This is a genomic window from Rhodococcus sp. NPDC127593 (genome assembly GCF_042671975.1).
Classification (GTDB): domain Bacteria; phylum Actinomycetota; class Actinomycetes; order Mycobacteriales; family Mycobacteriaceae; genus Rhodococcus_F.
Genome location: NZ_JBHXWI010000123.1, coordinates 1 through 10,967, shown reverse-complemented (window position 1 = coordinate 10,967; position 10,967 = coordinate 1). Strand labels below are relative to the sequence as shown.

The 10,967-nt window shown below is 66.7% G+C and carries 11 protein-coding genes; 5 read left to right on the top strand and 6 right to left on the bottom strand.

What is annotated here, in order from left to right:
* The first annotated feature begins 130 nt into the window (after positions 1–130).
* The gene (locus ACFVJ3_RS48310; RefSeq protein WP_378458839.1) at positions 131–1,375 is read left to right on the top strand and encodes a reverse transcriptase family protein; all 1,245 of its coding nucleotides are present in this window, start codon (positions 131–133) and stop codon (positions 1,373–1,375) included.
* Positions 1,376–1,428: 53 nt separating this feature from the next.
* On the opposite strand, the gene ACFVJ3_RS48305 is transcribed toward ACFVJ3_RS48310, so the two are convergent.
* Together ACFVJ3_RS48305 and ACFVJ3_RS48300 are read right to left on the bottom strand one after the other, a co-directional pair.
* Positions 1,429–2,160: a 5-oxoprolinase subunit PxpA gene (locus ACFVJ3_RS48305; protein ID WP_378458838.1), complete on the bottom strand. Its 732-nt coding sequence runs from the start codon at positions 2,158–2,160 to the stop codon at positions 1,429–1,431.
* The gene (locus tag ACFVJ3_RS48300) at positions 2,160–3,668 is read right to left on the bottom strand and encodes an amidase (RefSeq protein WP_378458837.1); all 1,509 of its coding nucleotides are present in this window, start codon (positions 3,666–3,668) and stop codon (positions 2,160–2,162) included. Before ACFVJ3_RS48300 ends, ACFVJ3_RS48305 begins: the two co-directional genes overlap by 1 nt.
* A 165-nt stretch (positions 3,669–3,833) precedes the next feature.
* Here ACFVJ3_RS48300 and ACFVJ3_RS48295 point away from each other — a divergent pair, with 165 nt between their 5' ends.
* On the top strand, positions 3,834–4,604 hold the full coding sequence (locus tag ACFVJ3_RS48295; protein ID WP_378458836.1) for a FadR/GntR family transcriptional regulator: 771 nt from the start codon (positions 3,834–3,836) through the stop codon (positions 4,602–4,604).
* A gap of 42 nt (positions 4,605–4,646) precedes the next feature.
* Here ACFVJ3_RS48295 and ACFVJ3_RS48290 read toward each other — a convergent pair whose 3' ends face one another.
* Entirely contained in the window at positions 4,647–5,393 is a 747-nt protein-coding gene (locus ACFVJ3_RS48290; protein WP_378458835.1) for an SDR family oxidoreductase, read from the bottom strand.
* 146 nt (positions 5,394–5,539) lie between these two features.
* Here ACFVJ3_RS48290 and ACFVJ3_RS48285 point away from each other — a divergent pair, with 146 nt between their 5' ends.
* The gene (locus ACFVJ3_RS48285) at positions 5,540–6,367 is read left to right on the top strand and encodes an NADPH-dependent oxidoreductase (RefSeq protein ID WP_378458834.1); all 828 of its coding nucleotides are present in this window, start codon (positions 5,540–5,542) and stop codon (positions 6,365–6,367) included.
* A 158-nt stretch (positions 6,368–6,525) separates the two neighbouring features.
* Positions 6,526–7,350 (top strand): alpha/beta fold hydrolase, encoded by an 825-nt coding sequence (locus ACFVJ3_RS48280; RefSeq protein ID WP_378458833.1) that lies wholly within the window; start codon positions 6,526–6,528, stop codon positions 7,348–7,350.
* Between the two features lie 187 nt (positions 7,351–7,537).
* On the opposite strand, the gene ACFVJ3_RS48275 is transcribed toward ACFVJ3_RS48280, so the two are convergent.
* Both ACFVJ3_RS48275 and ACFVJ3_RS48270 read right to left on the bottom strand, forming a co-directional pair.
* Positions 7,538–7,726 (bottom strand): hypothetical protein, encoded by a 189-nt coding sequence (locus tag ACFVJ3_RS48275; RefSeq protein ID WP_378458832.1) that lies wholly within the window; start codon positions 7,724–7,726, stop codon positions 7,538–7,540.
* Between the two features lie 387 nt (positions 7,727–8,113).
* Positions 8,114–9,697: an FAD-dependent oxidoreductase gene (locus ACFVJ3_RS48270; RefSeq protein WP_378458831.1), complete on the bottom strand. Its 1,584-nt coding sequence runs from the start codon at positions 9,695–9,697 to the stop codon at positions 8,114–8,116.
* Positions 9,698–9,846: 149 nt separating this feature from the next.
* Between ACFVJ3_RS48270 and ACFVJ3_RS48265 the strand changes: the two genes are divergently transcribed.
* Positions 9,847–10,464: a TetR/AcrR family transcriptional regulator gene (locus ACFVJ3_RS48265; RefSeq protein ID WP_378458830.1), complete on the top strand. Its 618-nt coding sequence runs from the start codon at positions 9,847–9,849 to the stop codon at positions 10,462–10,464.
* Positions 10,465–10,508: 44 nt separating this feature from the next.
* Here the strand turns inward: ACFVJ3_RS48265 and ACFVJ3_RS48260 are convergent, their stop codons facing one another.
* A complete protein-coding gene (locus ACFVJ3_RS48260; protein WP_378458840.1) occupies positions 10,509–10,838 on the bottom strand; it encodes a hypothetical protein in 330 nt (109 codons plus the stop codon).
* Between the last annotated feature and the right edge of the window lie 129 nt (positions 10,839–10,967).

Here is a 10,967-nt window from a genome sequence, read left to right as displayed (position 1 = left end):
GCGTCCACCGAGGAGGTGACACCGGCCTTGACTGCCTGACTCACCAACGAGGAGCCACGCGACGGCCCTCGTACACCACTCCCATGGACTTGACCACGACAGATATCGGTCACCTCGCACCGTCGCACACATGACAGCCGGCCGGGCCCTGCAGCCGGAGATCGCTCGTCGCCTCGCGGCGCTGGCGACCACCGGAGCCTGGACCAGGGCCGGCCTCATGCTCCGCTTCGAGGAAACCGGTGCGCCCGATGCCGGCCGGATCGCGACACGGCTCTACGACCTCATGCCCACGCCGCCGATCGACGGCGCCGACAGCGTCTATCGGCTGCTGTCGGATCTCCCGCAGATCGAGCAACCGGAGACGGTCGTCGAGGTGTCTGGCAGTCACTGGAAGTTCGACGTCCCGCGGTGGTCGCGCACGGCGGGGGTCGCCGAGGCGGTCGGTCTCACCCCCGCCGACCTCGACTGGTTCGCAGACCCCGGCGGATGGCTGCGCACGAAAGCGACTCCGCTGCAGCACTACCGCTATCGGATCCGATCGGACAACCGCCTGCTCGAGGCGCCCAAGGAACGCCTTCGAGAGGTGCAGCGCCGGATTCTGCGGTCTGTATTCGACCGCGTCCCGCCCCACGCCGCGGCGCACGGATTCGTCCGAGGTCGCAGCGTCCACACGTTCGCCGCTCCCCATGCGGGACACGACGTCGTGGTGCGCATCGACCTCCGTGCCTTCTTTCCCTCCGTCTCCCAGACGCGGGTGAGGGCGGTCATCGATGCCCTCGGCTACCCGACCCCGGTGTCACGTGTGCTCGCCGGGCTCTGCACGACGTCCACCCCGCCAGGTGTCCTCGCGCAGCTTCCCTTCGATGCGGCGAGTCGGCTCAGGGGTGCGCACCTACCGCAGGGCGCACCGACCTCGCCGGCGCTCGCCAATCTCGTCGCATACCGGCTCGACCGCAGATTGACCGGACTCGCGAGAACTCATCGCGCCGGCTACACGAGGTATGCCGACGACCTCGCGTTCTCCGGCACGGAACTGTCGGTGGACCGACTGATCCACGCCGTCGGCCGGATCGTGGCGGACGAAGGCTTCTCCGTGCACCCCGGTAAGACCCGGATCATGCGGGCGCACCGACGCCAGCACCTGGCGGGGTTGGTGGTCAACACTCGTCCGCAGGCGGCGCGAGCCGAGTACGACAACCTCAGAGCCCTGCTCTTCAATTGCGCTCGCTACGGACCTGATTCGCAGAATCGGGGCGGCAGACCGCATTTTCGCGAGTACGTCTACGGCCGCATTGCCTGGGTCGGGGAATCCAACGCGAGCAGGAATCGTTCCCTGCACGCGCTGGCCGCGCGGGTCGACTGGGCGGCGGGGTGAAGCTCGCGTGAAACCGATGCCGCGCGCACGGCGACTTCCGCCGAAGGAAGCGCTCAGGTATTGCCTGCGTGCTGGTCGAGCATCGTGCGAAGTCGCGCCGCTACGTCCGGTGCGTTGCGCAGGTCGGAGTGGATACAGAGTGATTCGACGGTGACGTCGATTTCGGTGCCGTGGATCGATGTCGTCTTGCCATCGACAAGCGCCCGGTGTGCTTTGGCTTCGATGTCGGCGAGGTCGTGGGGGGCGGCGGTCCGGTTGACGATGATGGTGCCGTCGTCGTTGTAGTCGAGATCGACGTAGAACTCGGCGACGAATTCCACACCGCGGCGGTCGGCCACCCGCTGGTGCGCGGTGTGGGGGAGGCCGAGGATCGGGACGCCGTACTGTTCGGCGACATCACAGGCGGATTCCATCAACTCTTCGCTGCGCGAAAGCATCCCGTAGAGGGCACCGTGCGGTTTGATGTGATGAAGCGGGGCGCCCACGGCGTCGAGAAATGCAGTCAGGGCACCGACTTGGTAGCGGATCAGATCCCGGATCTCGTTCGCGGTCAGCTTCATTTCTCGACGCCCGAAACCCACCGGGTCGGGTAGCCCCGGGTGAGCGCCGATCGTGACGTTCGCATCGAGTGCGGCTGTGACCGTGTGCGCCATGGTGCTGGGGTCCCCGGAGTGCATCCCGCAGGCGACGTTGATCGTGTCGACGTAGTCGAGCAGGGCGGTGTCGTTGCCGAAAGTGTGAATGCCGAAGGCTTCGCCCATGTCCGAGTTGAGGGTGACGGACATCAGGCGCCCGTTCCGGTGGGAGCATCCAGGGAGGGGGCCCTGCGCGCGCCGAGAACCCGTTCGACCCCGCGGGCGACCTGGAGCAGCGTCGTTTCTTCGAAGCGGGTGGACATGATCTCCAGGCCGACCGGGAGTCCGTCTGCGGTGAATCCCGCCGGGACCGAGACTGCGGGGAAGTGCAGTTGGGACGCGATGACGGTGTTGGTCGGATAGGTGAGGCAGGTCCAGCGGCCGCCGAGCACGTCGTCGTGCGTGGGTGCGGGGAGTTTCACGTCGGGAAAGACGATGGCGTCGAGGGCGCGTTCGACGAACAGTGCTGTGACGATCCTCGCGAACTCTTCGCGTGCGAGGACGCGGTCGAGGTAGTCGGGATCGGACTTGGGGTCCGCGGGGCCGTCGGTGATGCCTTCGAACAGATCGAGGTGTGGGTCGTACGTGCCGCTTCGGCGAACCTCGTCGACGCCGGCGATCCCGATATCGGGGTTTTCGGCGAAGAAGCGGTTCATGTCGTTGCGGGAGCGGGTGAAGTAGAGCGAGGTGAACGAGACGTAGTGGTCGAGTTTTGGGATCTCGATGTCGACGAGTTCGGCTCCGGCGGCACCCAGCTCCGCGAGTGCGTTGTCGATGACATCGTTGACGGCTGCTCCGGCGGAATCGTTCGCGTCGCCGAATGCGCTGCGCAGGACGCCGATCCGCTTGTCGACCACAGTGGCACCTTTGATGTTCTCGGCGAAGGAACCGGAGTGGCGGTGATGGCGAGCCACCGTGGTGAAATCGTCGGTGGGGTCGTAGCCGACCAGGACGTCGAGGAGTATGGCGGCGTCGGTCACGGTTCGGGTCATCGGGCCGGCAGTGTCTTGCGGTACCACCAGGGGAGACATGCCGTTGCGGCTGATCATGCCGGGTGTGACGCGGAAGCCGACGAGGTTGCAGAACGAGGCGGGGAGGCGGATCGAGCCGCCGGTGTCCTCACCGATGCCGACGAGGGCGAGATTTGCGGCGATGGCGGCTCCGGAACCGCTGCTGGATCCGCCCGGGTCCCGGGTCAGGTCGTAGGGGTTCTTGGTGACCCCGGAGACCGAGGAGGTCGAGAACCATGAGGTGGCGAAGTCGGGCATCGTCGTCTTGCCGAGGATGATCGCGCCGGCGGCCTTGAGCTTCTTGATCGCGGTTGCGTCCTCGGTGGGCACATAGTTCGCGGCGTTCTTGTTGCCGAAGGTGGTGCGTATCCCCGCCGTCGCGGCCTGATCCTTCACCAGGACGGGCACCCCGTGCAGCGGTCCTGCCAGCTCCCCGGTCAGACCGAGGGAGCGGTCGAGCGCGTCGGCGTCGTCGAGGGCGGTGTCGGACACGGTGATGACCGAGTTCAGTCGAGGCCCGTCCTGGTCGAGACCCGCGATGCGGTCGAGGTATGCCTGCACGACGTCGCGCGCCGTTGCGGTGCCGTCGCGATAGGCCTGCTGAACGCTGTCGATGGTGGCTTCTTGGATATCCCAGTCGAGGCTCATCTGTGGTCACTTCCGTGATGCCCGGCGGGCAGGCCGGGGTGGCGGTTGGGTTGTTTCTGTCGGTGTGTGTGCTGGAGGTTTGGTCAACGTTCAATGTTGGACATTGAACGTTGGGCGTTACTGTAATGCAGAGCACAACATCAGGCAACGGAGAGGTGTCCCGCAATGGATCGAGCGTTCAGGCCGACGGCGTTGACCCGAAAGGACGCCTCGGGGCAGATCGCCAGGCAGCTCAGATCGGCGATCGCCGACGGCGTCTGGGTCCCGGGGGAGCGGCTGCCCACCGAACTCGATCTCGCGGACACGTTCGATGTGTCACGCAACACCGCCCGCGAGGCCCTCAAACTGCTGACCGCGACGGGACTGCTCACGTCGGTTCGCGGCGGCGTAGGAGGCGGCACGTATGTGGCGGTCCCGGACTCGGACGACATCGCCGAGTTGCTCGGCGACGCCATCCGCCTCTGGTTCCGCGCCGGCGACGTCACCGTGCACGACGTGGACGAAGCGCGCCGGGTACTGGAGGAATTCAGTGTCGCGATGGCGGCGCAGCGTCACACCGAAGAAGACCTCGAGGCCATCCGGAGGCCGGTCCTGGCGTCGCGAGATTTCGAGATGGATATCGAGGAGTGGCTCGGCCTCGACCTGGAATTTCACACCGCGATCACCCGGGCGGCGCACAACCCGATCCTGGAGTTGGCGATGACCTCGGTGCACCTGATCCGCCCGGTGACCAACCGTGTCTTCGTCGATCGACTGGATCGACGCCTGGTGATGGAACAGCACGAAGGCATGTATCAGGCGATCGCCACCGGCGACCCGGTAAAGGCCCGCGAGGCATTTGCGACTCACATCGGCTACCTCGATTCGGTACGCAGCGAGGTGCTGCGCGACCTGAACACCGACGACGTGCGGATCTCCGACATCCCGGGTGTGTAAGGGCAACCGCTTCCACTGCAGCGCGTCTGACGGTCGGCTCGGTCAGCCGCGGCCGATATACGGCATCCCGGCGGCCATGATCGTCATCGTCGGCACGGTGACGTCCAAGGGGAGTTCGACCAGTCGGGTCACCGCGTCCGCGACGTACCGCGGATCGAAGGTGGGTTCCGCTCGCAATGATCCGTCCGGTTGGCGGGCGGATTGGCCGATGCCGGCCGTCATGGCGGTTGCGGCGTTCCCGATGTCGATCTGAGTGCAGCAGATGTCGTGGTCGCGTCCGTCGAGCGCGATCGACTTGGTCAGCCCCGACACCCCGTGTTTGGTTGCCGTGTAGGCGACGCTCGCGGGTCGTGGCGTGTGCGCGGACAGCGAGCCGTTGTTGATGATGCGTCCGCCGCGAGGTGTCTGCGTCTTCATCATTCGCACGGCCTCTCGGGAGCAGAGGAAGACCCCCGTCAAATTTGTGGCGACTGTCCGGTCCCAGTCTTCCGGTTCGATCTCGTCCACTGCGCCGGAGGGGCCGAATGTGCCCGCATTGTTGACGAGTACGTCCAGGCGGCCGAATCGTTCGGCCACGGCGGCGAAGAGACTGTGCACCGACTGCGGCGACGAGACGTCGGCCGGCACCACGAGCGCGTGTTCGTGACCGTTCGCTGTCTCGTCCAGCTTTTCCCGCGCCCGGCCTGTCAGCACCACGTGATGTCCGGCATCGAGCAGTCCGGTCGCCATGGACCGACCGATCCCCGAGCCGGCACCCGTCACCACGATGACCCGTTCCGTCACGTCCACTTCCTATTCGCTTTCGTCACGTAGTTCCCGAACAGATGTCGGCAGCCCTCGAATTGTCGCCGATCGGTGGCTTCGCTGTGGCTATCTCCGGAATCACGGTGCGCCTAACACTGGAATCGGGGACGGCGGTCGGCTTTCCTGACCGGGTGACCATCGCAGACATCGCACCTCGCACGGCGCTGCAGCAGCGCTACTGGGACGCCGCCCTCCCCGAACCCGCGCAGTGGAATCCGGTTCTGGAAGCCCTGCACTCGCACAGGTCGGTCCGCCGATACCTACCCGATCCGCTGACCGACGAGACGCTCGATGTCCTCGTCTCGGCTGCGCAGTCGGCCGCCACGTCGTCGAACCTGCAGGCGTGGAGTGTCGTCGCGGTCCGCGACCCCGACAGCAAGGCTCGACTGGCCGCGCTCGCGGGCGACCAGGCCCACATCGTCGAGGCCCCCGTCCTGCTGGTCTGGCTCGCCGACTTCGCCCGTGTCCGCCAGCTCGCCGGCGACCGCGACGCGCCGATCGCGGGAGCCGACTACCTCGAGAGCAGCTACATCGGGTGCATCGATGCAGCCCTGGCGGCGCAGAACGCCGTGACCGCGGCGGAGTCGCTCGGGCTGGGAACGGTGTTCATCGGGGCACTGCGCAACAAGCCCGAGGAGGTCGCGGTGGAACTCGGCCTGCCGCCCCACGTGTTCGCGGTGTTCGGGCTCGTCGTCGGACATCCGCATCCGGACGCCGACGCCCAGATCAAACCGCGCCTGCCCCGAGCGGCGGTGTTGCACCACGAGAAGTACGACCTGCCCGCCCAGCGCGACCACGTCGACGCCTACGAGGGGCGGATCGCAGCCTTCTACTCGGCGCAGCAGCTCGAACATTCCTGGATTGAAAGGGTTCTGGACCGACTCGCGTCCGCGGCGCGACTGAACGGGCGGGATCGGCTGAAGGAATCGCTCATCCGTCTCGGGTTCCCACTTCGCTAGAGTCGTCTCGCGCTACACGTGCGATGCGGCGTTCGAAGGCAGAAACCCGGTGGGTGGCTCCGCGGGAGAGCCCACCGGGAGTCCTGCCGTGGAGACCCTTGACTTCGTGAGCCATTCCACTACAACTGACTCCATGGAGCGGATCCGCAAGGGATGCCGTGGATAGCTTGCGGCTCGGTGACGTCGAACTGGCCTATCAGCTGCGCGAGGGCGGGGAGCGCGTCGTGCTCGTACACGCCAGTGCCTTCGTTTCGTGGTACGACCCACTGGTCGAGCAGCTGACGCAGTATTCGATCTTGCGGTACCGGCGTCGACTCCGAGAATCAGACAGCGGGGGATACCGGGCGCTCACGGTCGCCGAAGATGCCGCAATCTGCGTCAGGCTGATGGATCACGTCGGCTGGGACACTGCCCACATCGTGGGTCACTCATACGGTGCGCTCGTCGCGCTCCAGTTGGCGACGGAGAAGCCCGAGCGCGTCGGCTCGGTGGCGCTGCTCGAACCCGCCGTCCGTGGAATCTCCAGCTCAGAGCAGGTCACTGCCGCGCTGCAGCCCGTCATCGCCGCCTACGAATCAGGCGACAAGGCCGCCGCGGTGGACGGTTTCCTGCGACATGTGTGCGGCGATGGCTACCGTGCCGCGCTGGACCGAGTGATTCCAACTGCTTTCGACGAGGCGCTCGACGAGGCCGACATGTTCTTCCAAGCTGAGATGCCCGCCGTGCAGCGATGGAGTTTCGGGGCAGGGGCGGCCGGACGCATCACGCGGCCGGTGCTCAATGTGCTCGGCGCGGAGAGCGCACCGCGATTCGTTGAAGGGAGCGAGCTCGTGCAGTCCTGGTTCCCCCGGGCCGAGCGCCTCTCCGTGCCGGAGGCCGGGCACCTCCTGATGGTGCAAGACCCGACGGCAGTGGCCCAGGGCCTGAAGGATTTCTTCTCACGCCATCCGATCGGTACGGTCGGGCAACCCGAGGTGAGGTAGTGGCGACCAGCATCGTCGTGCCGAAGCCGCTGCGCGGGTTTCCACGATTCGGCACCAGACAGCCGCGGCGCCGCCAAGCGAACGGATGTTGTGCGGAAGCGCGGAAAAGATTGATGACACAGGCCCCGGGGGGAGTCCCCGGACCGATGCCGGGGACTCCCTTACGTTCGAGGGTCTCGCGCTTCGGTCAGTTGCCGAACCGGAACCGGAGGCGAATTACGCGCCCGAATGCAGCGAGCACCTTCGCGAAGTCACGGAGGCCGGCAGTGCTGCCGGTGACGATGACGATGACGATGACGATGACCAAGCAGGCGGTCACGAAGAAAATGAAGCAGGCGGCGATCAGCAGGGCGATCAGGACTGCGGGCTCGACCATGTGGACCCCTTTCTGTTGTGGACACACGACGACAGCGACCGTTCTGGTGCTGCCCGATGAGTGATCTCCAACAGAGGGGCGGACCCTCTCCCCACCTCGAGGTGGGATACCTAAATCATCACCTGGACCTGGTGCTTTCGTCAATAGCGGACATCGGAAACGGTGTGCCGTGCGGCGCAAGCCTGCACGGTTGATGTCCGTCGCGTGATCTCCTGGAAAGGACTCGCAAGTCCAGAACAACGTAGTTCGCGCGGGCAGGTCAGCGGGCCGAGGCAGCGTTGACAGTGATACTTGTCCGAAAACGGAGCGTCTGTCCGTGCAGTGCCAAACCTTCCGGGGGCAAGCGCGTTTCGACACTTCCGCGATCCGCGGCAAATCGACACCTCATCACCCGGCCTTGTCGTACGGATGTGCGTTTCGTCGCCGCACGCGCGTGCCTCCACCGACGCTTCCTGCTCCGCTCAGCGGGCCCCGGGCCTCCGAAAGCCGATCCGCAGTCTCCGTTGGCGTCAGCAGGGCCCGGATCGCGTCGCGGACTGCCGCGCCCGGTTCGGTGCCTGACGGCCACCATCCGGCCGGCGCCCCGTCCGGGCGCGCCAGGAGTGCCCCGCCGTGGGGGATGCCCATTCCGCGGGCGGTGATGGCGTCGAGGTCGTGGATTGCGAGCGGAGGCCCGGGGATGGAGCTCGCGGCGCGCTGCCAGGACGCGCTCGGGCCGTTCGTGAACAATGTCAGTCCGGGTCCGAGTAAGTCGAGGGTGGACACGGCGTCGCCTCGGGAGCGCAACCAGACGTGCGGGATTCGGCCGCCGAGGTCCGCGGGTAGTTCGTGCGCGGCGAGTCGGGCTCCGCCGTGCGGGTCGGCCGATCGGGCCACGTTGTGCGCGGCCACCGGTCGCCGCTCGGCCTCGTAGGTGTCCAGTAGCTGCGGTCCGGTCCAGCCGCGCAGCACCCAGGCGAGTTTCCACCCGAGGTCGTAGGCACTCTGGATGGCGGTGTTCATGCCGGTGCCCCCGCGCGGAGTGATCTGGTGTGCGGCGTCGCCGACGAGAAACACGGCGCCGTCCCGCCAGCGGTCCGCGAGCTGCGCGGCGAAGGTGAACGTTCCGATGCGTTCGATCCTCGGCTCCAGATCGGCTAGTCCGCTGCCGAGCCGGATGAGGCGGGCGGACTGTTCCTTCGTCAGACTTGGCGAGGGATCCTGCGCGAGTTCGTGTTCCACGCCGTAGACCCATCGGTCACCGCGGCCGGCCGGGACGAAGACCCCCGCGGCTTCTGGGTGGGTGACGGCGTAGATGTAGTAGCGGCGGTCGCCGAGCAGTTCCCACAGTGGGGCGTGGAACTCGGTCCCGATTGCCTGGGACAGACGCCCCGGCCCCCGCATCACGATCCCGAGGGTGGCGCGCACCGTGCTGCGCGCGCCGTCCGCCGCGACGAGGTAGCGGGCGTAAACGATTCGGGTTTGGCGGGTTTCGGCGTCGCGCAGCGTCACCTGGACGTCATCGCTCCGGTAGTCGAGGCCGACCACCTCGGTGCCCATCTCCACCCGCGCGGTGCCGAACGAGCGCAGGTGGTCCAGCAGCACGGGCTCGAGGTGATCCTGCGGAACCGAGGCAGGGGCGGTCGGGCTGAGGACCGCGCTCTGCTCCCGGGTCGGGAAGCTGGTCAGGTGGGTGTCGCCGGCCGCGGTGAGCGTAGGACCGACCCATTGCTTCCATTCGACCTCGACTCCGCCTGCCCGGATCTCCTGCTCCAGCCCCCAGGACCGCAACAGCTCCATCGTGCGGGTACTGGCCGAGGCCGCCCGCGGCAGCCCCGATAGGGCGGGCCGCCGCTCCACGACCATGACCTCGATCCCGTGGCGAGCCAGCGTGATTGCCGTGGTCAGTCCCGCCGGACCCGCTCCGACCACGAGTACAGGCGTGGACGCCGGGGGAATCGGCGGACGGGTGGGTGCGGTCAGGCTGTTCATGACGTCAGCTCCTTCGTCGGAAGGCTGGTTGTCTCGACGTCAGGGGAGGGCGGCTGGCTCTTCGCAATTTCGCCGGACAATATGTCTTTCGATTAATAGCGTGAACTTCACGAGACGACATGTCAAGTGAAAATGTTAGAGTGACGGCTGTGGCCACCAGGAAGTACGAGCAGCGCCTGCGCGCGGAGGCGGCCGAGGAAACGCGCCGCAACATCCTCGACGCGGTTTATGAGCGGCTGCGCCGAGCACCGTCCACGCCGGTGAGTGTCGAGCAGGTGGCCCGGACCGCGGGTGTCTCCCGCTCCACCGTCTACCTGGTCTTCGGTTCACGATCCGGACTGTTCGACGCACTCACCACCGACCTGTGGTGGCACCGGGCAGGGTTCCAGGCGGTGGTGGACGCGGCGGAGCACCCGGACGCGCGCGAGCACCTGCGCGGCGGAATCGACTCCGGCGTCCGGGTGTTCGCAGCCCACCGCGACGTCTTCCGGGCACTGTTCTCGATGGCCCAACTCGACGCGGATGCAGTAGGTGGGGCTGTTGCGCGGATCGAGGAGAACCGGGCCGGCGGGATGGTCCACCTCGCCCAGCGACTGGCCGAGCAGGAGGTTCTGCGGCCGGACGTTACCGTCGACGAAGCCGCCGACCTGCTCTGGCTGTTGGCGAGCTTCGACAGCTTCGACCAGCTCTACACCGGGCGGAATCTTCCCGTCGACGACGTCTCTCGCACCCTGGTCGCCACCGCCGAACGCACCCTCTGCCGGTGAGTGGTCGGCCTCGTACCCGCCGCCCGGTCCGTTTGCGGGTAGGTTCACGCCGGGTCGGTGTTTCTGCGGGGTTGGCGGCGCCGGTGGAACCGTGCACGCTGGAGATCCAGGAGTTTCGCGCTCTCGGCATCTACTCGCTCATGTCGGCGGGCGATTCCGACCCGAACGGCAGTCGTATGTCGGCGCAGTTCTGCCGCACGGCCGACGGCGTTGTCGTCGTTGAGAAGATAGCCGGCCGCCCGATCGCACTGAATGAGCAGCTGTTCGTAGGCGAGGCGCGCGGGTGCCTGTTCGTCGAGTTGCGCGACCGCGATGTGCTCCACGAATTGCAAAGGCATACGGAGTAATTGGTAATTGATACGCAATAGTGTCATCGGCACGCCGCGCAGTGTTGTCACGATCGGCGATGCTAGGGCATGTCTCCCAATAGTTTGAGCCATTCGACGATGCCGGCGAGGAGGAATCCGGCCCGGTAAGTCAGGGCAAGCTTGTCATACCGAGTT

Coding starts and splice junctions, on each gene's coding strand:
- ACFVJ3_RS48300 (WP_378458837.1), bottom strand. CDS start 3,668: ATGAGCCTCGACTGGGATATCCAAGAAGCCACCATCGACAGCGTTCAG.
- ACFVJ3_RS48275 (WP_378458832.1), bottom strand. CDS start 7,726: ATGGTCGAGCCCGCAGTCCTGATCGCCCTGCTGATCGCCGCCTGCTTC.
- ACFVJ3_RS48310 (WP_378458839.1), top strand. CDS start 131: ATGACAGCCGGCCGGGCCCTGCAGCCGGAGATCGCTCGTCGCCTCGCG.
- ACFVJ3_RS48305 (WP_378458838.1), bottom strand. CDS start 2,160: ATGTCCGTCACCCTCAACTCGGACATGGGCGAAGCCTTCGGCATTCAC.
- ACFVJ3_RS48260 (WP_378458840.1), bottom strand. CDS start 10,838: ATGACACTATTGCGTATCAATTACCAATTACTCCGTATGCCTTTGCAA.
- ACFVJ3_RS48270 (WP_378458831.1), bottom strand. CDS start 9,697: ATGAACAGCCTGACCGCACCCACCCGTCCGCCGATTCCCCCGGCGTCC.
- ACFVJ3_RS48295 (WP_378458836.1), top strand. CDS start 3,834: ATGGATCGAGCGTTCAGGCCGACGGCGTTGACCCGAAAGGACGCCTCG.